Genomic DNA, 25448 nt, shown 5'->3' on the forward strand with positions numbered 1-25448 from the left:
TTATTGCACCTGTTTGAGCAGGGCCGAAACGGCTTTCAGCGTGGCATCCGCATTCTGCACCCCCTTTGCCTCCTGCTGCGCCACCCAGTCAGCCTGAACGGCCTGATAACGGCTGGCGTGCTGCCAGGTATTCAGCTCCTGCGGCGTTAGCGTCCGAACATGTGCGCCTTGATGACTCATGTTCTGAGTCATCTGTTTCAGGCTGGTGTCCAGCGTCACCCCCAACGTTTTCTCCGTGCGGACAGCAGCCCGGCGAATGGCGGCCTTGTCCTCTTCTGACAGGCTTTTCCAGCGCGTTTTATTCATCACCAGCAGATAAACATGTCCCAGCCACAGGCGCGGCGAAACGCGAACTTCTTTTGCCGCTTGCCAGGCGTGAATGTCATCGCCACTGTCCAGATTAACCAGCAGACCGCTCAGCGTTCCGTTACGCAATGCGTCCGTGATTTGCGCATTCCATGGCATCTTGACGACCTTCGCCCCCGCATTTTCCAGATACGCCTGATGCCAGAAGCTTGCGGTGCGCCAGGTGGTATCTTTCAGATTGTCGTATTTCAGCGAGGGGCGGGTGGAGAAAAACGCCGCAGGGTAGCCGAGGAAAAATTGCAGATTCACCAGGTTATTGGCGGCAAGTTCAGCGGAAAACTGCGGCATATCGCGGAACACGTTATGGAAGAATTTCACCTGCGCGTCACCGTTGTCTGGCCCCAGCGGGAAGCTTTTGAAGATCTGATGCAGCGGTAATTGCTCTGCGGTATATTCCGGCACCACGATGCCCATATCCGCGACTTTCCCTTCGCTGACCGTTTTCAGCGCGTCGTAGCTGACCGCCAGCTCGCCGTTCCAGTGATCTTCCACGCGCAGACGCCCGTGCGATTCCTCAGCGATGGCGGCAAAAAAAACGTCTTTAATCACTTTGGTACGCATGTTGCTGAGCGGCTCGTGATCGGTGTAGCGCAGCACGGTTTCTGCCTGCACCGGCGATATCGAAAAGAGCAGGGCGAGGGCAACGCTTTGCAGCAAAAACGCTTTGAATTTCATGGTCAATCCTTGAACGCGTGAAAGGGAAGGTTACGGGAAAATTGCAAAGTGCAGTATAACTCACGGACGCTGCATGAATATGCAGTTGTGCAATGAGTGTGCGTTATTAGTTATGTTAATAAGGGATAAGTATTATCCATTTCCGCTAATGAAGGTCGCGCGTTATAGTTTCGTCATTAACGAACGTCTGTGAGTAAAACTATCGTGTTATCTTATTATATTCAGGGGCTTGTCCTCGGCGCGGCGATGATCCTTCCTCTTGGGCCGCAGAATGCATTTGTCATGAACCAGGGCATTCGACGCCAGTATCACATCATGATCGCCTTCCTTTGTGCGGTCAGTGATTTGCTGTTGATATGCGCCGGTGTGTTTGGCGGCAGCGCGCTGCTGATGCAATCTCCATGGCTGCTGGCGTTCGTCACCTGGGGCGGCGTGGCGTTCCTGCTATGGTACGGATTTGGCGCGCTGAAAACGGCGATGGGCAGTAACCTGGAATTGGCCAGTGCGGAAGTGATGAAACAGGGCCGCTGGAAGATTATCGCCACCATGCTGGCGGTGACCTGGCTTAATCCGCATGTTTATCTGGACACTTTCGTGGTGCTCGGCAGCCTCGGCGGGCAGTTAGGTGCAGAGCCTAAACGCTGGTTCGCGCTAGGCACCGTGAGCGCGTCTTTCCTGTGGTTCTTTGGTCTGGCACTGCTCGCCGCCTGGCTGGCCCCGCGTTTGCGCACCGCCAAAGCGCAGCGCATCATTAATCTGCTGGTGGGGCTGGTGATGTGGTTTATCGCTTTCCAGCTGGCGAAAGATGGCATCTCACATGTTCACGCCTTGTTCAACTAAGTCTTGTCTTATGGACATTTAATCCTCAGAAGCTAAGCTTGCAGGCATGCGCCCTGTTTTGGGGTCAAGACGTAACAAGGAGGAACGACAGTGAAGTTTAAAGTGATGGCCCTGGCGGCATTAGTAGGATTTGGTGCGATGTCGGTACAGGCAAATGAGTTGCCAGATGGACCGCACATTGTTACCTCCGGCACGGCAAGCGTAGACGCTGCGCCTGATATCGCGACTCTGGCAATTGAAGTCAACGTTGCGGCAAAAGATGCTGCAACGGCGAAGAAACAGGCCGACGATCGCGTAGCCCAGTATCTCGCTTTCCTTGAGAAAAACGATGTCGCTAAAAAAGACATCAGTTCTGCCAACCTCCGTACCCAACCGGATTATGACTATCAGAACGGCAAAAGCATTCTGAAAGGCTACCGTGCGGTGCGTACCGTTGAAGTTACGTTGCGTCAGCTGGATAAGCTGAATTCGCTGCTGGATGGCGCGCTGAAAGCGGGTCTGAATGAAATCCGTTCCGTATCGCTCGGCGTTGCGCAACCGGAAGAGTACAAAGATAAAGCCCGTAAAGCCGCGATTGACGATGCCGTGCATCAAGCAAAAGAGCTGGCTTCCGGCTTTAATGCCAAGCTCGGCCCGGTCTACAGCGTGCGCTATCATGTGTCTAACTATCAGCCGAGCCCAATGGTTCGAATGATGAAGGCCGATGCCGCCGCTGCACCTTCCGCGCAGGAAACCTACGAACAGCCAACTATTCAATTCGACGACCAGGTAGACGTTGTCTTCCAGCTCGAACCGACGCAGGCTGAACCGCAGAAGAAAGCGGAATAAAAAGCTGTAATGCGATAGTAGTGCTATAAATGAAAACGCCGGGGAAACCCGGCGTTTTTGATCAGTCCTGGCGCAGAACTTTGTGTCCGTACTCCAGCAGGGCATCGGTCACCCGACGCATCATGCGGCTTTCCGGCGCAAAGCGGTGCCAGTACAGCATCCGACGCTGGAACAGACCCGGCGTCAGGTTGATAAGCTCACCGCTATCCAGCTCACGCTCAATTTGCAGATGCGGGATCATACAGCAGGTGGTGCCCTGACGTGCCAGCTGCACGAAGGCCTCCGACGAGTTCACGATATGGCACGGAACGCTGCCCGGCGGCAGATCGAAGTTCTGCTGCAAAAATGCCTGGTGCATATCATCGAGATGGTCAAACGCCACCACCGGCGCTTTCAGCAGGGCGGAGCGCGTTACGCCGTTGGGGAAGTAGCGTTGCGCAAATGACTTTGACGCGACGAACAGATAATCGAGCGCCCCGAGCTGATCGACCAGACAGCTCGGCAGCGGTTGTGGCTGGATACTCACCGCGCCCACCACTTCACCGCGACGCAGACGTTCCTGGGTACGCGTTTCATCTTCAACCTGAAGATTCAGGCGGATCGGCGAATCAGACAGCACCGCAGAGAGCGCGGGCAGCAGCCAGGTTGCCAGACTGTCGGCGTTGACCGCCAGTGAAAGCAGCAGCGGCGTGGAGCCGGTTTGCTCATCGCCCAGCCACTCTTCCTCCAGCAGCTCAACCTGACGCAGCAGTGCCAGCAGTTTCTGCCCTTGCTCGGTCGGACGAGGAGGCACGGTTCGCACCAGTAAAGGCTGCCCGAACATATTTTCCAGCTGTTTGATTCGCTGAGAGACGGCGGACTGGGTAATACACAGCTTTTGTGCGGCGCGTTCAAACCCGCGTTCCCGAATAACCGCATCCAATGCCTGTAGTGTTCTGTAGTCCGGACGTTTCATTGCTCTGACTGACTCCTCATCTTGTGTTATCCGCACTATGACATAAATTTATGTTAGATACAGAACCAAATTGGGCACGCAACACCCGGTGTCTGCAAGGACATTTCTGAGGTGAATGATCTATAATGCGCGGCATCCCATCACACCACAGGCAAAAATCATGACGCAGGATGAACTGAAAAAAGCAGTTGGCTGGGCAGCACTTCAATATGTACAACCGGGAACCATCGTCGGTGTTGGCACGGGCTCGACCGCCGCGCACTTTATCGACGCACTGGGTACCATGAAAGGCCAGATTGAAGGTGCCGTTTCCAGCTCGGACGCTTCTACCGAAAAGCTGAAAAGCTTAGGTATTCACGTGTTTGATCTCAACGAAGTGGACAGCCTGGGCGTCTACGTTGATGGTGCTGATGAGATTAACGATCACATGCAGATGATCAAAGGTGGTGGCGCGGCGCTGACCCGCGAGAAAATCATCGCCTCTGTTGCCGACAAGTTTATCTGCATTGCCGATTCCTCCAAGCAGGTGGCTATCCTCGGTCATTTCCCGCTGCCGGTGGAAGTGATCCCGATGGCGCGCAGCGCGGTAGCACGTCAGCTGGTAAAACTGGGCGGCCGTCCGGAATATCGTCAGAACGTGGTGACCGATAACGGTAACGTTATCCTTGATGTGCACGGCCTGGAAATCCTCGATGCGATTGCGCTGGAAAACGCGATTAACGCGATTCCTGGCGTGGTCACCGTCGGCCTGTTCGCCAACCGTGGCGCGGATGTGGCGCTGATTGGTACCGCCGAAGGTGTCAAAACTATCGTGAAATGATCTGACGGGAGCCGCCTGGCTCCCGTAAAAAATTTTCGACAGGCGAAATTCGGTGACTTGTGTCACATTTATCGACTGCATCTGATTAACTCGCTGCCTCAATATACCCATCCAGCATTTTATGCTGCCAATTTCCACTGAATGACATTTCTTCAGCACGCCGACGCAAACGTTCATATTGCTGCAATAGTTTTTTTTGATATGTTGCTGAGGTGGACGTTCGTTCACCACAACAACGATACAAGACAGACAGGGCGGGGAAATGGCTAAGGTATCACTGGAAAAAGACAAGATTAAGTTTCTGCTGGTGGAAGGCGTGCATCAAAAAGCACTCGATAACCTTCGTGCGGCAGGCTACACCAACATTGAATATCACAAAGGCGCGCTCGACGCAGAGCAGCTGAAAGAATCGATCCGTGATGCCCATTTCATCGGCCTGCGCTCCCGTACTCAACTGACTGAAGACATTATTCAGGCGGCGGAGAAACTGGTGGCCATCGGTTGTTTCTGCATCGGTACCAATCAGGTCGATTTGAATGCTGCGGCGAAACGAGGTGTTCCGGTCTTTAACGCACCGTTCTCGAATACCCGTTCCGTGGCGGAACTGGTGATTGGCGAACTGCTGTTACTGCTACGCGGGATCCCAGAAGCGAACGCCAAGGCGCACCGCGGGATCTGGAACAAACTGGCGGCGGGCAGCTTTGAGGCGCGTGGCAAGAAGCTGGGAATTATCGGTTACGGCCATATCGGTACGCAGCTCGGTATTCTGGCGGAATCTCTGGGGATGCACGTCTTCTTCTACGATATCGAAAACAAGCTGCCGCTCGGCAACGCGACGCAGGTACAGCATTTGTCTGACTTGCTGAACATGAGCGATGTGGTGAGCCTGCACGTACCTGAAAATGCCTCCACCAAGAACATGATGGGTGCGGAGCAACTGGCGCTGATGAAGCCGGGTTCATTGCTGATCAACGCGGCACGCGGCACGGTGGTCGATATTCCTGCGCTGTGTGATGCGCTGGCGAGCAAGCATCTGGCCGGGGCGGCAATCGACGTGTTCCCGACAGAACCTGCGACCAACACCGATCCGTTTATGTCGCCGCTGTGCGAGTTCGACAACGTGATCCTGACGCCGCACATAGGTGGTTCTACTCAGGAAGCACAAGAGAACATCGGTCTGGAAGTGGCGGGCAAGCTGGCTAAATACTCCGACAACGGTTCTACGCTTTCAGCGGTTAACTTCCCTGAAGTGTCGCTGCCGCTGCACGGTGGTCGTCGTCTGCTGCACATCCACGAAAACCGTCCGGGCGTGCTGACGGCAATCAACCAGATTTTTGCTGAACAGAGTGTGAACATTGCCGCGCAGTATCTGCAAACCACGCCGCAGATGGGCTATGTGGTGATTGATATTGAAGCGGAAGAAGATGTCGCGGAGAAAGCGCTGCAAAGTATGAAGGCGATTCCGGGGACGATTCGCGCGCGTCTGCTTTACTGATTCGCGGTTTCTGCCCGGCGGCGCAATTTACCGGTTTGTAGGCCCGGCAAGCAACGCGCCGCCGGGCAAAGATCTACCTCAACTCCCACACTTTTGATGGTGTCACCACCGCGGGCAGCGGAATATCCCACTTCTCTGTTGGTAGCATATCCACCTGCTGACAATCATGTGCGTAACCGACCGGCTGAAGGCCGTACTGCTGCCAGTTTTGCAGCGTCCTGTCGTAAAACCCACCGCCCATACCGAGTCGTTGGCCCTGCGCGTCAAACGCGACCAGCGGCGTAATCAGCACATCCAGTTCACTGAGCGGTAGCACGTCGCGCACGTCCAGCTTCGGCTCCTGGATTTTCAGCCGGTTCACAACCAGTTCGGAATGGGGATGGTAATAAAGGAACAACAGATTTCCAGGGCTGAACGGATGCAGAACCGGCAGATACACTTTCTTGCCGCTGAGCCAGAGCTGCTCAATGAGCGGGCGGGTATCGAGTTCGCCGTCGAAAGAGAGAAACAGCGCTACGGTCTGGCCCATCATCACCGGCGGATACGCCATCATGCGATAAGCAGCCTGTTCGGCAAAATGCTGTTGTTGGTCTGGAGTCAGTGCGCGTCTGCGCTGCCGGATAATCTGGCGGATGTCTTGTCTTGCTGAGGGGATTTCAGGCACGAGTGTCATGGTAGAAACAGAAGGTAGGGAATCTCCGAGATGCCGCCGCAGGCTGTAACCCTTGAACCCTTGGTTCAAGGTGAATATGTCGTCACAGTCTTAAGGCTTCTCGGACGAACCGAGCATGCTCACCAACCGTGGAGCGCCACATTCTTGTGGTATGAAATATCGGCTCAGGGGACTGGCCCGCTTGCGAACATCTCAGAGAAATTTTGTTCTTCAGGGTCACTCTACCATAGTAAACCATGAAGTGTTATTCAAACTTTGGACCCGTTTTTTCGGTTGTGCGACCTTGATCAAGAAGTGCCTGTTCAATGGTCTGTTGCAGCATTCGAATACGTGTTTCCATGCTGGCAGCGTAGTCACGGGTCTTCGCTCTTTCCTGCGTCAGCTCGTAGCTGATGTTCAGGGCGGCGATGAAGACCAGCTGCTCAGTATTTGTGACTCTAGTGCGTTCTTTTAGATCTTGCAACCGCTGATTCAGATCGTCCGCGGCCTGATTAAGGGCATCCCTTTGTTCAGGCGGGCAATTCACTCGCAGTGAACGGCCAAAAATTTGGATATCGACGGGTTCTGCAGACATGCCACCTTCCTGCTGATTGACTGCGCAACCTTCACAGCCCGCACCGGGGCCCGCGAAGGGGCGACACTATAGCTACCCCAGTGTGAACATACAAGCCCTTTTCTGGTTCACCAGGGTCCAAAGTGGTAGCATAACATGAAACTTCCCCCCAACGACGACGAATGCGCATGTCTATACAGAACGAAATGCCTGGTTACAACGATGTGAACCAGTTACTTACCCAACAGGGTGTAGGTTTAACGCCTGCCGAAATGCACGGGCTGATTAGCGGCATGCTGTGTGGCGGCAACAAAGACAGTAGCTGGCTGCCGCTGGTGCATGACCTGACCAACGAAGGCATGGCTTTCGGCCACGAACTGGCCGAGGTGCTGCGTAAGGTCCACGCCGTCACCAGCGATGCGCTGGAAGACGAAGGTTTCCAGTTCCAGCTGTACATCCCTGATGGCGATGACATCAGCGTCTTTGTGCGTGCCGATGCGCTATCTGGCTGGGTCAATCACTTCCTGCTCGGCCTGGGTGTGACCCAGCCGAAGCTTGAGAAAGTGAAAGGCGAAACCGGTGAAGCCATCGACGATCTGCGTAACATAGCCCAACTGGGTTATGAAGAAGACGAAGATCAGGAAGAGCTCGAGATGTCGCTCGAAGAAATCGTCGAGTACGTTCGTGTTGCCGCTTTGCTGTGCCACGATACCTTCACGCATCAACAGCCGACCGCGCCAGAAGTTCGCAAACCGACCTTACACTAATAATAAGAATGTTCAGGAGGGTGTCATGACTCAGCAAGAGTACCTTCAGCGTCGGCAAAAACTGCTGGCGCAGATGCCATCAGGCAGCGCGGCATTAATTTTTGCCGCACCGGAAGCCATACGCAGCGCCGACACGGAATACCCGTATCGCCAAAGCAGTGATTTCAGCTACTTCACCGGCTTTAACGAGCCAGAAGCGGTGCTGGTGCTGATTAAAAGTGATGACACCCATAACCACAGCGTTCTGTTTAATCGCGTTCGCGACCTGACCGCCGAAATCTGGTTTGGTCGCCGACTGGGCCAGGACGCTGCGCCTGAAAAACTGGGCGTGGATCGTGCGCTGGCGTTCAGCGAAATCGACGAGCAGCTGTATCAGTTGCTGAACGGTCTGGACGCGGTGTATCACGCGCAAGGCGAATACGCTTATGCCGACAGCATCGTGTTCAACGCGCTGGATAAGCTGCGCAAAGGCTCGCGCCAGAATCTGAAAGCGCCAGCGGCAATGGTCGACTGGCGTCCGTTGGTGCACGAAATGCGCCTGTTCAAATCTGCGGAAGAAATTGACGTAATGCGCCGGGCCGGGGAAATCACCGCGCTGGGGCACACTCGCGCCATGCAAACCTGCCGTCCGGGCATGTTTGAGTATCAGCTCGAAGGTGAAATTCATCATGAATTTACCCGCCACGGCGCGCGCTACCCGTCCTACAACACCATCGTTGGCGGCGGCGAAAACGGCTGCATTCTGCATTACACCGAAAACGAATCTGAACTGCGCGACGGCGATGTCGTGCTGATCGACGCGGGCTGCGAATATCGTGGCTACGCCGGCGACATCACCCGCACGTTCCCGGTGAACGGAAAATTCACCCCGGCACAGCGTGAAATCTACGACATCGTGCTCGAATCGCTGGAAACGGCCCTGAAACTTTATCGCCCAGGAACGACCATCCAGGACGTCACCGGCGAAGTCGTGCGCGTGATGGTCAGCGGATTGGTCTCGCTCGGCATCCTCAATGGGGAAGTTGACCCGCTGATTGCCGACAATGCGCACCGCAAATTCTTCATGCATGGCCTCAGCCACTGGCTGGGCCTGGACGTTCACGATGTCGGCGAATACGGCGCGGATCGTTCCCGCGTGCTCGAGCCGGGCATGGTGCTGACCGTTGAACCCGGCCTGTATATCGCCCCGGACGCCGACGTGCCGGAGCAATACCGCGGCATCGGCATCCGTATTGAAGATGACATTGTGATAACTGAAAACGGCAATGAGAATCTGACCGCCAGCGTGGTAAAACGCGCGGACGATATCGAAGCCCTGATGGCGGCGCACGCCCAATGAGCGTGATTATCGTAGGCGGCGGCATGACCGGCGCAACGCTGGCGCTGGCGATTTCGCATCTCAGCGCGGGCAAATTGCCGGTACATTTAGTGGAAGCCGTCGCACCGGATTCCCAGGCGCATCCGGGCTTTGATGCTCGCGCTATCGCCCTGGCCGCAGGCACTTGTCAGCAACTGGCCCGCGTAGGTATCTGGCAGGCGCTGCGGGAATGCGCCACGGCTATTCGTACCGTTCACGTCAGCGATCGCGGTCATGCTGGTTTCGTGACGCTGGATGCCGACGATTACAGCCTGCCTGCGCTAGGGCAGGTGGTCGAACTGCACGATGTCGGCCAGCGTCTTTTTGCGTTATTACGTAAAGCGCCAGGCGTAACGTTACATTGTCCGGCGCGGGTCGACAGTTTTACCCGCAGCCAGGACAGCGTCGATGTGGTGCTCGATAACGGCGTTACACTCACCGGGAAACTGCTGGTTGCCGCAGATGGCTCGCGTTCAGCGCTCGGCGAACAGTGCGGGATTGCCTGGGAGCAACAGCCTTACGAACAGCTGGCGGTGATCGCCAACGTGACCACTGCCGTGCCACACGACGGCCGCGCGTTTGAGCGTTTTACCGAACATGGCCCGCTGGCGATGTTACCGATGTCAGACGGACGCTGTTCGCTGGTGTGGTGCCATCCGCTGGAGAACCGTGATGAGGTTCTGAGTTGGTCTGATGCTCGCTTCTGCCAGGAACTACAGCAGGCGTTTGGCTGGCGACTCGGGCGCATTACCCACAGCGGCAGCCGCAATGCCTATCCACTTTCCCTGACCACTGCCAGCCGGGCGATATCGCACCGCATGGCGTTAGTTGGCAACGCGGCGCAAACATTGCACCCGATCGCCGGACAGGGATTTAACCTTGGGCTACGCGACGTTATCTCGCTGGCAGAAATGCTCGCGCAGGCGAACGATCCGGGCGACTATGCGCTGTTAAGCCGCTATCAACAGCGCCGCGCTGACGATAAAAGTGCGACGGTCGGCGTGACCGACGGTCTGGTCTATCTGTTCGCCAATCGCTGGGCACCGCTGGTGGCCGGACGAAACGTCGGGCTGATGGCGATGGAATTATTCACTCCGGCGCGCGATGCGCTGGCGCAGCGTACCCTGGGTCAGGTAGCGAGATAAGGAACAACAACGTGCAAAATGTAGATATCGCTATCGTCGGTGGTGGAATGGTCGGCCTCGCCGTGGCCTGCGGATTGCAGGGCAGTGGACTGCGCGTGGCGGTCATTGAACAACATCAGCCCCAGCCCGTGGTGGCTGATTCCGCTCCGCAGCTTCGTGTTTCCGCCATTAACGCCGCCAGTGAAAAACTGCTCTCGCGTCTCGATGTCTGGAATGACATTGTGGCCGAGCGCGCCAGCCGCTATCACGGTATGGAAGTGTGGGATAAAGACAGCTTCGGGCGTATCGCGTTTGATGATGCCAGCCTCGGCTACAGCCATTTGGGGCACATCATTGAAAATGGCGTGATCCACCATGCGCTGTGGAAAAAAGCGGAGCGCTGTAACGACGTTACGCTGATGGCGCCCGCCGAACTGGCGCAGGTGGCCTGGGGCGAAAACGAGGCGTTTCTGACGCTGAAAGACGGCAACATGCTGACCGCACGTCTGGTGATTGGCGCCGATGGCGCGAACTCCTGGCTGCGTGGTAAAGCGGATATTCCGCTGACCTCCTGGGATTATCGCCATCACGCGCTGGTAGCGACCATTCGTACCGCTGAACCGCATCAGGCGGTGGCGCGTCAGGCGTTTCATGGCGAAGGCATTCTGGCGTTTCTGCCCTTAAGCGACCCACATCTGTGCTCCATCGTCTGGTCGTTATCGCCTGACGAAGCCGCGAAGATGCAGCAAGCCGACGACGCGACATTCAACCAGGCGCTGAACGTGGCCTTTGATAACCGTCTGGGCCTGTGTGAAGTGGCCAGCGAGCGGGCGGTATTCCCGCTCACCGGGCGCTATGCTCGCCAGTTTGCCGCGCATCGTCTGGCGCTGGTGGGGGATGCGGCGCATACCATTCATCCGCTAGCCGGGCAGGGCGTAAACCTCGGCTTTATGGATGCCGCAGAACTGATCGAAGAAATTCGCCGTCTGCACGCGCAGGGTAAAGATTTCGGCCAGCACTTCTATCTGCGTCGCTACGAGCGTAGCCGCAAGCACAGTGCCGCATTAATGCTGGCGGGTATGCAGGGCTTCCGCGAACTGTTTGCCGGGGTCAATCCGGCGAAGAAACTGTTCCGCGATATCGGCCTGAAACTGGCCGACACGCTGCCGGGGGTAAAACCTCAACTTATTCGTCAGGCGATGGGCCTGAACGATCTTCCTGGCTGGTTGCGTTAAGTCGATCACACTTCCTCACCCGGCAGTCCTGCCGGGTGTGTTTTCCTCGTTTGAAATAATCTAATCCCACTGCCTTTTTCGCATTAGTTTTATTAATGTAGCAAGAATTCCCTTACGAAAATTCCGCCCAATTTCCCGCATGAAATATCATTTATCACCAAATCCAGAACGACAATGTTAATTTTATGTGGCATTAGTCGCAGAAACCCAGTCGATCGTTCTGTAGAGTTTTTCGCACATTTTGGTCATAAGCTAATCTGATGGATTGCTTTGCCTTATGGTTTACCGCAGTTTTCGGTGGTAACGTCAGACGAAAGAGAACGTTTGCGTCGGTGCCCTGAGCGGTATCGGCGCTGGGCTTTGTAGCGACTTCTGAGTCCGCAAAGCACCTGTAGCCCCGCTTATTCAATGAGGACAAGATGGCTCAACAGACGCCTTTGTATGAACAACACACGCTGTGTGGCGCACGCATGGTGGACTTCCATGGCTGGATGATGCCGCTGCATTATGGCTCGCAGATTGACGAGCACCATGCGGTACGCACCAGCGCCGGAATGTTCGATGTCTCGCACATGACCATCGTCGACCTGCGCGGCAGCCGCACTCGCGAATTCCTGCGCTATCTGCTGGCTAACGACGTTGCCAAGCTGACCAAGCCCGGCAAAGCGCTCTACACCGGCATGCTCAACGCCTCCGCCGGGGTCATTGATGACCTGATTGTTTATTTCCTCACCGAAGATTATTTCCGCCTCGTCGTCAACTCCGCCACCCGTGAAAAAGACCTTGCCTGGATTAGCCAACACGCTGAACCGTACGGCATCGACATCACCGTGCGTGACGATCTGTCGCTGATTGCGGTGCAGGGCCCGGACGCGCAGGCCAAAGCTGCCAGCTTGTTCAACGATGAACAGCGCAGTGCGGTGGAAGGCATGAAGCCGTTCTTCGGCGTGCAGGCAGGTGACCTGTTTGTGGCGACCACTGGCTACACCGGCGAAGCGGGCTATGAAATTGCGCTGCCGAATGAGAAAGCGGCAGACTTCTGGCATGCGCTGGTCGAAACCGGCGTCAAGCCTTGCGGGCTGGGTGCGCGTGACACGCTGCGTCTGGAAGCGGGGATGAATCTGTACGGTCAGGAGATGGACGAAGGTGTTTCTCCGCTGGCGGCCAACATGGGCTGGACCATTGCCTGGGAACCTGCTGACCGTGACTTCATCGGCCGCGAAGCGCTGGAAGCTCAGCGTGAGCATGGTACTGAACAATTAGTGGGGCTGGTGATGACCGAGAAAGGCGTACTGCGTGGCGAACTGCCGGTGCGCTTTACCGATGCTCAGGGGAATCAACGCGAAGGCGTGATAACCAGCGGCACGTTCTCGCCAACGCTGGGTTACAGCATTGCGCTGGCTCGCGTGCCTGCGGGCATCGGTGAAACGGCGGTGGTTCAAATCCGTAACCGCGAAATGCCCGTCACCGTCACTAAACCTGTATTTGTACGCGCCGGCAAAGCCGTCGTGTAATCGATTATTTTTTCTGGAGAAATTTTAATGAGCAATGTACCTGCAGAACTGAAATACAGCAAAGAACACGAATGGCTGCGTAAAGAAGCCGATGGCTCTTACACCGTAGGCATCACCGAGCACGCACAGGAACTGCTGGGCGACATGGTCTTTGTCGACCTGCCAGAAGTCGGTAAAACCGTTGACGCTGGCGATGACTGTGCGGTAGCGGAATCCGTAAAAGCGGCATCTGACATCTATGCACCTATCAGCGGTGAAATCGTGGCCGTCAACGACACGCTGAGCGATTCCCCAGAGTTGGTTAACAGTGAGCCGTATACTGGCGGCTGGATCTTCAAAATCAAAGCCAGCGACGAAGCGCAAGTTGCCGCTTTGCTGGATGCCTCCGCGTACGAAGCGCTGTTAGACGACTAAAAATGTGCCGGATGGCACTACGTTTATCCGGCCTACGGTTGGAAGTGTAGGCCCGGTAAGCGACAGCGCCACCGGGCATGTTAGTTAAGACATTACCGATTCACTGCACGTTTCAGGAACCATCGCTCATGACACAGACCTTAAGCCAGCTTGAACACCGCGGCGCATTCATCGATCGCCATATTGGCCCGGATGCGCAGCAGCAACAGGAAATGCTGAATACCGTTGGCGCAGAGTCGTTAGACGCGCTGACCGGCCAGATTGTGCCGCAGGATATTCAGCTCGCGACGCCACCGCAGGTCGGTGATGCGACCACCGAATTCGCCGCACTGGCCGAACTGAAAGGCATCGCCAGCCGCAACAAGCGCTTTAAGTCTTACATTGGCATGGGCTACACCGCCGTGCAGCTGCCGCCGGTTATTCAGCGCAACATGCTGGAAAATCCGGGCTGGTACACCGCCTACACGCCGTATCAGCCGGAAGTTTCACAGGGCCGCCTGGAAGCGCTGCTGAACTTCCAGACCGTCACCCTCGACCTGACCGGGCTGGATATCGCCTCTGCGTCACTGCTCGACGAAGCGACCGCCGCGGCAGAAGCCATGGCGATGGCGAAACGCGTTAGCAAACTGAAAAACGCCAACCGCTTCTTCGTGGCTGCCGATATTCATCCCCAGACTCTGGACGTGGTACGCACCCGTGCAGAAACCTTTGGTTTTGAAGTGATTGTCGACGACGCTGAAAAAGCGATCGACCATCAGGATGTATTCGGCGTACTGTTGCAGCAGGTCGGCACCACCGGTGAAGTGCATGATTACAGCCCGCTGATTAACGAGCTGAAAGCACGCAAAGTGATCGTCAGCGTTGCCGCCGATTTTATGGCGCTGGTTCTGCTGACCGCACCGGGCAAACAGGGCGCCGATATCGTGTTTGGCTCCGCTCAGCGCTTCGGCGTGCCGATGGGCTACGGTGGTCCACACGCCGCCTTCTTCGCTGCAAAAGATGAATTCAAACGCTCCATGCCAGGCCGTATTATCGGCGTATCCAAAGACGCTGCCGGTAACACCGCGCTGCGCATGGCGATGCAGACCCGCGAGCAGCATATCCGCCGCGAGAAAGCGAACTCCAACATCTGTACCTCTCAGGTGCTGCTGGCCAACATCGCCAGTCTGTACGCCGTGTTCCACGGTCCGGCGGGTCTGAAGCGTATTGCCGGGCGTATTCACCGCCTGACCGATATCCTGGCGACCGGCCTGCAACAGAAAGGCCTGAAGCTACGTCACGAACACTTCTTCGACACCCTGTGCGTGGAAGTGGCCGATAAAGCCGCCGTACTGGCACGTGCAGAAGCCGCAGAAATCAACCTGCGCAGCGACATTCATCACGCGGTCGGCATTACGCTGGATGAAACCACCACTCGCGAAGACGTGCTGGCGCTACTGACTGTTATCGCGGGTGACGATCACGGCCTGAACATCGACAGCCTGGATAAAGACGTGGCGCACGACAGCCGCTCTATTCCGCAGGCGATGCTGCGTGAAGACGAAATCCTGACCCATCCGGTGTTCAACCGCTACCACAGCGAAACCGAGATGATGCGCTACATGCACTCGCTGGAGCGTAAAGATCTGGCGCTGAATCAGGCGATGATCCCGCTGGGATCCTGCACCATGAAACTCAACGCTGCCGCGGAAATGATCCCAATCACCTGGCCGGAGTTTGCTGAACTGCACCCGTTCTGCCCGGCGGATCAGGCTGAAGGCTATCATCAGATGATCAACCAGTTGTCCGACTGGCTGGTGAAACTGACCGGCTACGACGCACTGTGCATGCAGCCGAATTCCGGCGCACAGGGTGAATACGCGGGCCTGCTGGCGATTCGTCATTATCACGAAAGCCGCAACGACGGGCATCGCGATATCTGTCTGATCCCAAGTTCTGCCCACGGCACCAACCCGGCGTCCGCACAAATGGCGGGCATGCAGGTGGTGGTCGTGGCCTGTGACAAACAGGGCAACATCGACCTGGCTGATCTGCGTGAGAAGGCGGCGCAGGCGGGCGAAAACCTCTCCTGCATCATGGTGACTTACCCGTCGACGCACGGCGTGTACGAAGAAACTATCCGCGAAGTGTGCGAGATCGTGCATCAGTTTGGCGGTCAGGTTTACCTCGACGGCGCAAACATGAACGCCCAGGTAGGCATCACCTCGCCAGGCTTTATCGGCGCGGACGTATCGCACCTCAACCTGCACAAAACCTTCTGCATCCCGCACGGCGGCGGCGGCCCAGGCATGGGTCCGATTGGCGTGAAAGCGCATCTGGCACCGTTCGTGCCGGGTCACAGCGTGGTGCAAATCGAAGGCATGCTGACCCGTCAGGGCGCAGTTTCCGCGGCACCGTTCGGCAGCGCATCGATTCTGCCAATCAGCTGGATGTACATTCGCATGATGGGTGCGCAAGGTCTGAAGCAGGCGAGCCAGGTGGCGATTCTTAACGCCAACTACATTGCGACCCGCCTGCAAGATGCGTATCCGGTGCTGTATACCGGCCGCGATGGTCGTGTGGCGCATGAATGTATCCTCGACATCCGTCCGCTGAAAGAAGAGACCGGCATCAGCGAGCTGGATATTGCTAAACGTCTGATCGACTATGGTTTCCACGCACCGACCATGTCCTTCCCGGTAGCGGGCACGCTGATGGTTGAGCCAACGGAATCAGAAAGCAAAGTGGAAATCGACCGCTTCGTCGATGCGATGCTGGCTATCCGCAATGAAATCAGCCGCGTACAGCAGGGCGAATGGCCGCTGGAAGATAACCCACTGGTGAACGCGCCGCACACTCAGAACGAGCTTGTGGCAGAGTGGAACCACGGTTACAGCCGCGAAGTGGCCGTCTTCCCGGCAGGCATGGCGAACAAGTACTGGCCAACCGTGAAACGTCTGGATGACGTATACGGCGACCGCAACCTGTTCTGCTCGTGTGTACCGATGAGCGAATATCAGTAATTGGCTGAACACACTCTTGTTTAAGGGCGCTTCGGCGCCCTTTCTTTTGGGAGAACAACATGGGTATTGCACTGGTCACTGGCGCCAGCCGGGGAATTGGTAAAGCGACAGCGTTACAGCTGGCGCAGGAAGGCTACACCGTGGCGGTGAATTATCACCATAACGTTAATGCCGCCACGCAGGTGGTGAACGAGATCATCGAAAACGGCGGGAAAGCATTCGCCGTGCGAGCAGATATCAGCGATGAAGCGCAGGTGATGACGCTGTTTGAGGCGCTCGACAGAGAAGGTGAGCCGTTGACGGCGCTGGTAAATAACGCCGGGATTTTGTTTCAGCAAAGCACCATCGAAAACCTGACCGCCGAGCGAATTAATCATGTGCTAGGGACCAACGTCACCGGGTACTTCCTTTGCAGCCGCGAAGCGGTGAAGCGCATGTCGCATAAGCATGGTGGAAAGGGCGGGGCGATCGTCAACGTCTCGTCGGCGGCTGCGCGATTGGGCGGACCGTTCGAATATATTGATTACGCGGCGTCCAAAGGAGCGGTTGATACGCTCACCACCGGGCTGGCGCTGGAAGTGGCGGCGCAAGGCATTCGCGTGAACGGTGTGCGTCCAGGGCTGATTTATACCGAGATGCATGCCTCCGGCGGCGAGCCAGGGCGTGTTGATCGCGTGAAATCCGCATTGCCGATGCAGCGCGGTGGTCAGCCCGAAGAAGTGGCCCAGGCGATTGTCTGGCTGCTGAGCGACAAAGCATCGTATGTGACCGGGAGTTTTATGGATATCGCGGGCGGGAGATAGCGTTGGATCTCTCCCGGCGACGCCTTGCTTGCCAGGCCTACATTCCCAGTAGGCCCGGTCAGCGAAGCGCCACCGGGCAAGGAAAGATGCAATTACAGATTCTCGCCGTTGCTCGCAATCACTTCTTTGTACCAGTTAAAGCTCTTCTTACGCGAACGTGCCATATCGCCGGTACCGTCATCATGCTTGTTCACATAGATGAAGCCGTAGCGTTTGCTGTACTGGCCGGTGGTGAAGGAGACGCAATCAATACAGCCCCACGGGGTGTAGCCCATCAGGTCCACGCCGTCGTGCGTCACCGCTTTCATCATCTCTTCCACGTGCGCCCGCAGATAATCAATGCGGTAATCATCATTAATGCTGCCGTCTTCCTCGACGTTGTCATACGCGCCAAAACCGTTTTCAACGATGAACAGCGGCTTCTGATAACGCTCGTACAGCTCGCACATCGCGTAACGCAGGCCAACCGGGTCAATCTGCCAGCCCCAATCGGAAGCTTTCACATGCGGGTTCGGTACGCTGCCTTCGAAGCCGGAAATCGCATCGCCGCTGCCGCCTTCTGCTTTCACCGCGTTGGTCATGTAGTAGCTGAAACCGAGGTACGCGCAGGTGCCATCGCGCAGGATCTCCGCATCGCCGTCTTCCATGGCGATGTTAAATCCACGACGTTCCCATTCATTGAGAACATAGGTCGGGTAATAGCCGCGCAGCTGCACGTCGGTAAAGACGTAGCGTTCACGCATCGATTCCTGGGCAAACATCATGTCTTCCGGCTTACAGGAGAACGGATACAGTGGCACCATCGCCAGCATGCAACCTACCTGCATTTCCGGGTTAATTTCACGCGCCGCTTTAACCGCCAGCGCGCTGGCAACGAACTGGTGATGCAACACCTGATACATCACTTCTTCCGGGTTGTCGTGCTCGGTGTACACCACGCCGGAGCAGCAATAGCCGAACAGCGGCGCACGCCAGTTACGCTGGTTATTGATTTCGTTGAAGGTCATCCAGTATTTGACCTTGCTCTTATAGCGCTCGAACACCACTTCGGAAAAACGCACAAAGAAATCAACCACTTTACGGTTAGTCCAGCCGCCGTATTCCTGCACCAGATGCAGCGGCATCTCGAAGTGGGAAAGGGTGATTACCGGTTCGATGTTGTATTTGAGCAACTCGTCGAACATGTCGTCGTAGAATTTCAGCCCTTCTTCATTCGGCTGAGTCTCGTCACCTTTCGGGAAGATTCGGGTCCAGGCAATTGAGGTGCGGAAACATTTGAAGCCCATTTCAGCGAACAGCTTAATGTCTTCTTTGTAGTGGTCATAGAATTCGACGGCTTCGTGGTTCGGGTAGTATTTACCCGGCTCAACCTGGTCGGTAATCTCGCGTGGCACGCCGTGTGCGCCGCCGGTCAGCACGTCGCAAATGCTCGGGCCTTTGCCGCCTTTGTTCCAGCCGCCTTCAACCTGGTGTGCCGCTACTGCGCCACCCCATAAAAAGTCTTTAGGTAAGGTTAATTTTTTCATCGTTGTCATTCCCATGATATTGCATCTTGAGAATGAGTCTAACAAAGGGGAGTTAAATGTCACGATATAACAAATTCAGCGTTTGGTAATTTGTTACATCCAAAAAACAGGGCGTTTTTTTATGCCAATTTTTTCGCCAGTTTACGTCCAAGCGTTTCAAGAATATAAATAACCGGTATTTGCGTTGTAATATCGTAGACGCCACCAATGCGGATCGGCGATATATGCCAAGAGAGATTAAAGTCGGCAAGCTTCGCCAGCCGTGAGTGCTCGTGGCTGGTGATTGAGAGCACCTTACAGCGGTGCAGGCTGAACTGGCCCGCGAAGCGGAGGATTTCTTCGGTTTCGCCGGAAACGGAAAGCACAATCGCCAGCGCATTTTTGGCCATATCATTGGTGACCGGGAAATAAGGGTCGTCGATATGATTACTGAATTTCCCGACGTTAGAGAAAAAGCGTGCGCCATATTTGGCTAATGCGCCAGACGTTCCCGCGCCAACAAATATAATACGTTCAGACGCCAGAATAATATCCACGGCTTCATCAATGAGTTTATCAAAGTCTTCATTATTGACGCTTTTGAAAAAACTGATAATTTCACTGGCAGCAAACTGACTTTGCTGCGGTTCGTCTTGTTCCAGGTACAGTTTAAAACGCACCCGAAATTCGGAATAGCCTTCGCAGTTCAGTTTACGGCAGAAGCGCAGCACGGTCGTCGTGGAGACGCCTGCCACATCGGCCAGTTCGCGAATCGTCATATACATGACTTTGTCACGATTTTTAATGACATACTGATAGACCATCATCTCAAGATTGTTGAGACTTGCGATGGCGGCGTGGGAGAAAAGACTCACGTTGGCAGGCACTCATCCGGCAAATTCAATACAGGAATCATAACATGGCCCCGAACGACATCACTTTTTTTCAACGCTTTCAGGAAGACATTCTGGCCGGGCGTAAGACCATCACCATCCGGGACGCCAGCGAATCACACTTCAAGACCGGCGACGTCCTGCGCGTAGGGCGTTTTGAAGATGACGGCTATTTTTGCACAATCAAAGTGACTGCCACCTCGGAAGTGACTCTCGATTCTTTGACTGAACAACATGCCCAGCAGGAAAACATGACGCTGCCTGAGCTGAAAGCGGTGATTGCGGAAATCTATCCCGATCAGCAGCAGTTTCATGTCATTGAATTTCAGTGTGTTTGATTTTTAGGAAACATCTGTGCGGTGAAAATAGCGTTTAACTTAATGATTTTTAATGTGTTGTTTAATGGTGCCTTTTTATTTTAGCTAACATGTGTTCACTGGAATCATTCTCAGATAGGCTAGTGATGCGTTAACGTATTTTTATCCTCTCGGAGTGCAACATGGTTAGCAAACCATTAATTACGCAGGGTTATTCACTGGCGGAGGAAATCGCCAATAGCATCAGCCACGGAATCGGATTGGTGTTCGGGATTGTCGGTCTGGTGTTGTTGCTGATGCAGGCCGCGGATGCCAACGCCAGCGCAACAGCGATTGCCAGCTACAGTCTTTATGGCGGCAGCATGATCCTGCTGTTTCTCGCGTCCACTCTGTATCACGCCGTCCCGCATCAGCGCGCCAAGCTCTGGCTGAAGAAACTCGACCACTGCGCAATTTATCTGTTGATTGCCGGAACTTACACGCCGTTTCTGCTGGTGGGGCTGGATTCAGGGCTAGCGCGCGGATTAATGGTTGTTATCTGGAGCCTGGCGCTGCTCGGCATTCTGTTCAAACTGACCATCGCGCACCGCTTTAAGGTGCTGTCGCTGGTGACTTATCTGCTGATGGGCTGGCTGTCGGTGATAGTGGTGTACCAACTGGCGATGAAGCTTTCGATGGGCGGCGTAGCGCTGCTGGCGGCGGGCGGGGTGGTTTATACCCTGGGGGTGATTTTCTACGTCTGCAAGCGCATTCCCTACAATCACGCCATCTGGCATGGCTTTGTCCTTGGGGGCAGCGTCTGCCATTTTCTGGCAATTTATCTCTACGTCGGGAAAGTGTGAACCGGAAACAGGCGAAAAAAAACCTGATCGTCAGCCGTATACGGACTTACGATCAGGCGGTCAATGACCATTAACAACACCAGGGGATAATGCCCGCCGCCGTGCGGCCGAGGGCATCATTTCGAACCTTCCGCCTGCGGACAGGCAAAAGGATTAATTCAGTCGATACGCCAGATGCTCAAGCTCAACTTCTGGCTGCTCGCTCAGCGAACTGAGTACATAATCCAGAGCGTTGTGCATGCCCCAAACATCGATATAGTCGTAGCGTTCTTCCGCTGCCAGTTTCTGCGCATGCAGTTCACGTAGACGGGCATAGTCGTACCATTGGCGCACGCTGCCGTAACGATGGTGCCAGTCGTGACACACCAGCGAGCCCTGCACAAACAGCATCCGACACGGCAGATGGAAGAACAGATGCATTGCCGTCCACTTGCTCCAGCTGCCCCAGTACTTCACGCTAAAATTCGGTGGGCATTTCGACCCGCAAAAACGCGCCAGACAGTTGTTGATATGGCTGTCGCGAACCGATTCACCCTCTTTGCGCACTCGCCACACGTGCTCCGTCAGCAAGTGAATAAGCGATGCCATCTGGTAGAGCACCACGAACGGCAGGACCAGAATCAGCACCATGGCATGCGCGCCCAGGAAATAGCTCAACGTACCGAGGGCTGCAAACCACGCCAGCGTCATCATCAGACGATAAACCGGTACGCCGACGAGGTTTGATTTCAGGCGGCCGTAGAAAAACACCAGATGGAATTTGGGGCTCAACAGTGTCAGCACCAGCCGGGCATACATCGCCGCTTTGGTTTTCCCGGGCGTAAAGCCAAGCTGATAAATCGCGGCCAGGTCTTTATCGTCAAAGGTCGAGAATTCGCGGCCGTGATGCTCATAAACATGAAACTGACGATAAGATTCATACGGCTGCACAATAAACAGTGTGGATAAGATCTCGCACAGAACCTTATTCACCTTCTGTGATTTATAGAGATGCCCGTGTACGCCGTGATGAATAATGGTTGCCACGATATAGCGCGCCCCGGATGTCGAAAAGAGCGCGCCCAGCAGCCAGCACAAAACCTGTAAAGCAGCATGCTCAATCTTCATCACCGATAAGGTGGTCAGCGCGACACCAATCACCACCCAACTCAGCGACCACATCACCCTTTCTGTCGAACTGCTCTGCCACAAGGCCTTTCGCTCAGGCAGTTCTTTTCCCGTTAGCCACGTCCACACTCCCTGAAAAGGCAATACTTCGTACGATCGCCTTATATCCGTTGACGGGTGATATCCTTTTACTGGACGGCGCATAATTGCTCCTGTTGTGACTCACTGTAGAAAATGGTTTATGAGATAAAATACGGCCAGACTTAATAAAACGGCGCTAACAATATTTCGAACAAGCAATGAAATGATCACACTGAAAATAGCCCCCAGAAAATAGGGGTTGAGCGGAAATTCCCTCACCACACCGTGGTCCATCAAAATAATCGGGCCACAAATAGCCGTCAGCAAACACGGCGCGGAATACTTTAAGGCTTTATTAATGACGCCAGGTATTTTCAGCGGCACATTCGGTTCTAGAAATACGTAGCGATTGAAAAAGACGATAGACGCCAGGGTCAGAATCAGGATCCAGCTCATTTATTGCTCCTTGGCGATGGCGGAAATGACGACCGCAGAGAACATACCGCACAGACCCGCCACCACGATGGCACCTTCAAACTGGTAGTAGCTCAACAGCATCGACAGCACCAAGGAGATAGCCACGCCCACCAGAGTGCTGATTTTTTTGATCATCGGGACCACGATGGTAATAAAAGTGGCGACGATGGAATAATCTAAATGATATTTGTCGAGGTCAGGCACCGAGGACGCCATGACGACGCCCATAAAGCTGAAGATATTCCACGACAAATAAAACGTCAGCCCGGCACCAATCATGTATCCCGGCGTTAATTCCGTGCGTTTGTCTTTTGTTTCGCTCAGGGCAAATAATTCGTCAGTTAATAAAAAGCCGATCGGCAGACGTAATTTCGTTTTCAGGCAGGACACAAATTCCCGCAGCGTCAGGCCATAAATAAAGTGCTGAGAGGTGATGAAAAACACCGACACAATAATGGTTAACACACTAGCGCCGGTCATGGTCAGGCCTAGCGTCACCAGCTGCGCGGCTCCGGCGAAGATAATTGCCGACATACCGATGCTTTGCCAAAACGACAACCCCGCCTGAATCGCCATCGAACCGGCGAGGATCCCCCAAGGGATAACCGACACACACAGCGGTAGCATTTCTATCGCGCCGCGCATGAACGATGAGCGGGGTGAACTTTGCAGTTCATTATATGCGCTGGATTCAGCGATGGCTTTTCTCATGGGATACGTCAACTGGCTTTACGAACATGCCGTTAACGCTATAGGACGACCGGGATGGTGTATTGAATGAAATTGCTCAGGCTTTGAGGAATTCGCCCGGCGTAAGGCCGATGGAGTTTTTAAAATGGCGGTGGAAATGGCTCTGATCGGTGAAGCCGCAAATGATAGACGTATCGAGAATGGTTAACCCCTGGCGCAGCAGCGTGCGGGCTTTACGCAGACGGGCTTGTACCAGATAGGCGTGCGGAGTCATGCCAGTGATGGCTTTGAATTGCCTGAGAAAATGCCAGTGGCTGAGACCAGCGAGTTCCGCCAGACGGGTCAGCGTGTGGTCCTCTTCCGGGCAGCTGTCGATGTAATCTTTCGCCCGTAAAATGCGCTGCGTCGCGGCTGGAAGTTCAAGCGGTGCTTTACGCGTCCGGCTATAACGCACGCTGAGTAGCGTCAGGGAAGAGAGCAGCAGAGTCTCTTTCAGCAGATTATTGCCTTCTTTATCGAGCATGCTGAAGGTCAGCAGGAGTTGCTCTGAAAGGCCAGGATCGTGAATCACCGCGTCGGGGAACCAGGGAATGAAATCCTTGCCGTCCGGTACCTGGCGGAGAATGTTATTCAGCATATCCGGGTGCGGATAAATAGCGCGATACGCCCAGCCGTGCTCGAGCTCAGAGCTGCCGGTATGCACATCGTCGGCGTTAACGATGATGATGTCTCCGCGTGGCGCAACGTGCTCGGCACCGGAACGGTAAAAGCGCTGCGCACCCTGATCGATAACGCCGATGCAGAAGGTGTCATGCACATGCCGCGCAAAGCGCTGTTTGTAATAGCGCGCCTGCAGCATATCAATGCCACCCAGCGCGTCGATGCGGTGGAAGTGAGTTTGCTCTTTGTTTTTCAACGACATGTCACCCCTCCGCGGCTGTTTTGTATAAAATTGCTGTCGTCAGGCCCAATTAAACCCGACGACAGGTTCGTCAGACTTCTTCGAGTGAGTAGGGCAACGGTTCAATGTGCAGCGAGCCCGCATCATCACGCACGCGGAAGACGCTGTCAGGCTCCATGTCGTTGTTCATCACCACCTGAACGCGCACGCTGCCGTCATCGAGCTGAACGGCCGCCAGCACGGTGCCCGTCCGACGCCAGTTTTCACCCATCTGCAGTTCGAGGTCTTCACCGGCTTCCGGCACGCGACTGGCACTTCCTGCCAGCGACCACAGCGCACGCTTGTTCGCACCGCGGAATTTCGCGCGGGCCACCATTTCCTGACCGGTATAGCAGCCTTTCTTAAAGCTGATGCCGCCAAGCGCCTGAATATTCGTGGCTTGTGGAATAAACTGCGCGCTGTTTACCGTGTCGATAACCGGCAGACCGGCTTCAATATTCAGCGCCAGCCATTGCTGGCTGTTGTTCAGTGCCGCTTCGCCACGCAGTGCGTCGGTCACACGCTGGGCCGTTTCTTCGCTGACAACCAGCAGGAAACGCTCGGCTGGGTATTCCAGCCACAGTAGGGTGCTGTCGCCGTCACGAACGGTGTGGTTTTCGTTATCTGGAAGCGTAGCAAAGACATTCGCCAACGCCGCGCGTGCCTGGAAACCGGCCACGCCAAGCAGCACACGGCTGTCGTCAGCGGCAATGTTCACTTTCGAGAACACGGCGTATTTCTTAAGCTCGGTGAGCTGCGCATCACGCAAATTACGACGTTCAATCCAGGCGAAGCCTTCTGGTTCGCGGAACAGACGCAGATTGCTCCACATCTTGCCTTTAGGATCACAATGCGCCACCAGCAAATGCTGGTGTTCGGTCAATTGTGCGACATCTGCCGTCACCTGGCCCTGCAAATAGCTTTCGCCGTCTTTACCGCTAAGGGTCGCCAATGCCCAGTCATCGAGGGTCATCAGCGTTAACGGCAAACGTGCAGAAGAAGTGGGCTGGCGTGGAGGAAAAGGAGTAAAAGCCATAGTCGTATCCTGAATAGCTTAACGCAGTGTTAATGACTCATGGTAAAAGAGCTATTGCGCATTGCAAGCCCTTTCCGAAGTCCATTTGTGCCATTATTCTGTTTTACGAGGCGGCGTGGAAAATAATGTAATACCTTGC

General features: G+C 55.1%; 25 protein-coding genes and 1 other RNA gene. 14 read left to right on the forward strand and 12 right to left on the reverse strand.

Annotation, left to right across the window (positions count from 1 at the left end; genetic code table 11):
• Positions 1–1041, reverse strand: a complete 1041-nt coding sequence (dctP, locus tag A8O29_RS04385) for a TRAP transporter substrate-binding protein DctP (protein WP_174081221.1) — start codon at positions 1039–1041, stop codon at positions 1–3.
• Between the two features lie 204 nt (positions 1042–1245).
• Between dctP and argO the strand changes: the two genes are divergently transcribed.
• Together argO and A8O29_RS04395 are read left to right on the forward strand one after the other, a co-directional pair.
• Positions 1246–1881 (forward strand): arginine exporter ArgO, encoded by a 636-nt coding sequence (gene argO / locus A8O29_RS04390; RefSeq protein WP_110511963.1) that lies wholly within the window; start codon positions 1246–1248, stop codon positions 1879–1881.
• A 90-nt stretch (positions 1882–1971) separates the two neighbouring features.
• Positions 1972–2709, forward strand: a complete 738-nt coding sequence (locus A8O29_RS04395) for an oxidative stress defense protein (protein ID WP_110511964.1) — start codon at positions 1972–1974, stop codon at positions 2707–2709.
• 61 nt (positions 2710–2770) lie between these two features.
• Here the strand turns inward: A8O29_RS04395 and argP are convergent, their stop codons facing one another.
• A complete protein-coding gene (gene argP / locus A8O29_RS04400) occupies positions 2771–3664 on the reverse strand; it encodes a DNA-binding transcriptional regulator ArgP (RefSeq protein ID WP_110511965.1) in 894 nt (297 codons plus the stop codon).
• Between the two features lie 160 nt (positions 3665–3824).
• Between argP and rpiA the strand changes: the two genes are divergently transcribed.
• Positions 3825–4484 carry a ribose-5-phosphate isomerase RpiA gene (gene rpiA, locus A8O29_RS04405; RefSeq protein ID WP_110511966.1) on the forward strand — a complete coding sequence of 220 codons (660 nt, stop codon included), beginning with the start codon at positions 3825–3827 and terminating at the stop codon, positions 4482–4484.
• A 262-nt stretch (positions 4485–4746) separates the two neighbouring features.
• On the forward strand, positions 4747–5979 hold the full coding sequence (gene serA / locus A8O29_RS04410; protein ID WP_125352839.1) for a phosphoglycerate dehydrogenase: 1233 nt from the start codon (positions 4747–4749) through the stop codon (positions 5977–5979).
• Between the two features lie 73 nt (positions 5980–6052).
• Here serA and A8O29_RS04415 read toward each other — a convergent pair whose 3' ends face one another.
• The 3 genes from A8O29_RS04415 to zapA all read right to left on the reverse strand — a co-directional run bounded on the left by A8O29_RS04415 (position 6053) and on the right by zapA (position 7226).
• Entirely contained in the window at positions 6053–6652 is a 600-nt protein-coding gene (locus tag A8O29_RS04415) for a 5-formyltetrahydrofolate cyclo-ligase (protein WP_125352838.1), read from the reverse strand.
• Positions 6653–6670: 18 nt separating this feature from the next.
• A non-coding RNA gene (gene ssrS, locus A8O29_RS04420) (6S RNA) lies at positions 6671–6854 on the reverse strand.
• 42 nt (positions 6855–6896) lie between these two features.
• A complete protein-coding gene (gene zapA, locus A8O29_RS04425; protein ID WP_110511969.1) occupies positions 6897–7226 on the reverse strand; it encodes a cell division protein ZapA in 330 nt (109 codons plus the stop codon).
• A gap of 167 nt (positions 7227–7393) precedes the next feature.
• Between zapA and A8O29_RS04430 the strand changes: the two genes are divergently transcribed.
• From A8O29_RS04430 to A8O29_RS04465, 8 genes are all read left to right on the forward strand, one after another.
• Positions 7394–7972: a YecA/YgfB family protein gene (locus tag A8O29_RS04430; RefSeq protein WP_125352836.1), complete on the forward strand. Its 579-nt coding sequence runs from the start codon at positions 7394–7396 to the stop codon at positions 7970–7972.
• A 25-nt stretch (positions 7973–7997) separates the two neighbouring features.
• Positions 7998–9311: a Xaa-Pro aminopeptidase gene (gene pepP, locus A8O29_RS04435; protein WP_125352834.1), complete on the forward strand. Its 1314-nt coding sequence runs from the start codon at positions 7998–8000 to the stop codon at positions 9309–9311.
• The gene (gene ubiH, locus A8O29_RS04440; RefSeq protein WP_125352833.1) at positions 9308–10474 is read left to right on the forward strand and encodes a 2-octaprenyl-6-methoxyphenyl hydroxylase; all 1167 of its coding nucleotides are present in this window, start codon (positions 9308–9310) and stop codon (positions 10472–10474) included. Before pepP ends, ubiH begins: the two co-directional genes overlap by 4 nt.
• Positions 10475–10485: 11 nt before the next feature.
• A complete protein-coding gene (ubiI, locus tag A8O29_RS04445) occupies positions 10486–11688 on the forward strand; it encodes an FAD-dependent 2-octaprenylphenol hydroxylase (protein ID WP_125352831.1) in 1203 nt (400 codons plus the stop codon).
• Between the two features lie 419 nt (positions 11689–12107).
• Entirely contained in the window at positions 12108–13202 is a 1095-nt protein-coding gene (gene gcvT, locus A8O29_RS04450) for a glycine cleavage system aminomethyltransferase GcvT (RefSeq protein WP_125352829.1), read from the forward strand.
• A 27-nt stretch (positions 13203–13229) separates the two neighbouring features.
• On the forward strand, positions 13230–13616 hold the full coding sequence (gene gcvH, locus A8O29_RS04455) for a glycine cleavage system protein GcvH (protein WP_125352827.1): 387 nt from the start codon (positions 13230–13232) through the stop codon (positions 13614–13616).
• Between the two features lie 128 nt (positions 13617–13744).
• Positions 13745–16618: an aminomethyl-transferring glycine dehydrogenase gene (gene gcvP, locus A8O29_RS04460; RefSeq protein WP_125352825.1), complete on the forward strand. Its 2874-nt coding sequence runs from the start codon at positions 13745–13747 to the stop codon at positions 16616–16618.
• A gap of 59 nt (positions 16619–16677) precedes the next feature.
• Positions 16678–17421 carry an SDR family oxidoreductase gene (locus tag A8O29_RS04465; RefSeq protein WP_125352823.1) on the forward strand — a complete coding sequence of 248 codons (744 nt, stop codon included), beginning with the start codon at positions 16678–16680 and terminating at the stop codon, positions 17419–17421.
• 92 nt (positions 17422–17513) lie between these two features.
• On the opposite strand, the gene A8O29_RS04470 is transcribed toward A8O29_RS04465, so the two are convergent.
• Both A8O29_RS04470 and A8O29_RS04475 read right to left on the reverse strand, forming a co-directional pair.
• The gene (locus A8O29_RS04470; RefSeq protein ID WP_125352821.1) at positions 17514–18947 is read right to left on the reverse strand and encodes a 6-phospho-beta-glucosidase; all 1434 of its coding nucleotides are present in this window, start codon (positions 18945–18947) and stop codon (positions 17514–17516) included.
• A 119-nt stretch (positions 18948–19066) separates the two neighbouring features.
• On the reverse strand, positions 19067–19753 hold the full coding sequence (locus tag A8O29_RS04475) for a MurR/RpiR family transcriptional regulator (RefSeq protein WP_246316660.1): 687 nt from the start codon (positions 19751–19753) through the stop codon (positions 19067–19069).
• A gap of 92 nt (positions 19754–19845) precedes the next feature.
• On the opposite strand from A8O29_RS04475, the gene yqfB reads away from it, so the two are divergent.
• Together yqfB and trhA are read left to right on the forward strand one after the other, a co-directional pair.
• Entirely contained in the window at positions 19846–20157 is a 312-nt protein-coding gene (gene yqfB / locus A8O29_RS04480; protein WP_125352817.1) for a N(4)-acetylcytidine aminohydrolase, read from the forward strand.
• Between the two features lie 161 nt (positions 20158–20318).
• Positions 20319–20978, forward strand: a complete 660-nt coding sequence (gene trhA, locus A8O29_RS04485; RefSeq protein ID WP_125352815.1) for a PAQR family membrane homeostasis protein TrhA — start codon at positions 20319–20321, stop codon at positions 20976–20978.
• Positions 20979–21131: 153 nt separating this feature from the next.
• Here the strand turns inward: trhA and A8O29_RS04490 are convergent, their stop codons facing one another.
• From A8O29_RS04490 to ygfZ, 5 genes are all read right to left on the reverse strand, one after another.
• Entirely contained in the window at positions 21132–22139 is a 1008-nt protein-coding gene (locus A8O29_RS04490; RefSeq protein WP_217448710.1) for a fatty acid desaturase, read from the reverse strand.
• Between the two features lie 168 nt (positions 22140–22307).
• A complete protein-coding gene (locus A8O29_RS04495; protein ID WP_125352814.1) occupies positions 22308–22622 on the reverse strand; it encodes an AzlD domain-containing protein in 315 nt (104 codons plus the stop codon).
• Entirely contained in the window at positions 22623–23354 is a 732-nt protein-coding gene (locus tag A8O29_RS04500; protein ID WP_373422892.1) for an AzlC family ABC transporter permease, read from the reverse strand. It lies immediately after the preceding gene.
• A gap of 76 nt (positions 23355–23430) precedes the next feature.
• The gene (locus tag A8O29_RS04505) at positions 23431–24255 is read right to left on the reverse strand and encodes an AraC family transcriptional regulator (protein ID WP_125352812.1); all 825 of its coding nucleotides are present in this window, start codon (positions 24253–24255) and stop codon (positions 23431–23433) included.
• A 70-nt stretch (positions 24256–24325) separates the two neighbouring features.
• Complete coding sequence (gene ygfZ / locus A8O29_RS04510; RefSeq protein ID WP_125352811.1) at positions 24326–25309, reverse strand: tRNA-modifying protein YgfZ; 984 nt, start codon at positions 25307–25309, stop codon at positions 24326–24328.
• Between the last annotated feature and the right edge of the window lie 139 nt (positions 25310–25448).

The sequence above is a fragment of the Scandinavium goeteborgense genome (genome assembly GCF_003935895.2).
GTDB classification, from domain to species: Bacteria; Pseudomonadota; Gammaproteobacteria; order Enterobacterales; family Enterobacteriaceae; genus Scandinavium; species Scandinavium goeteborgense.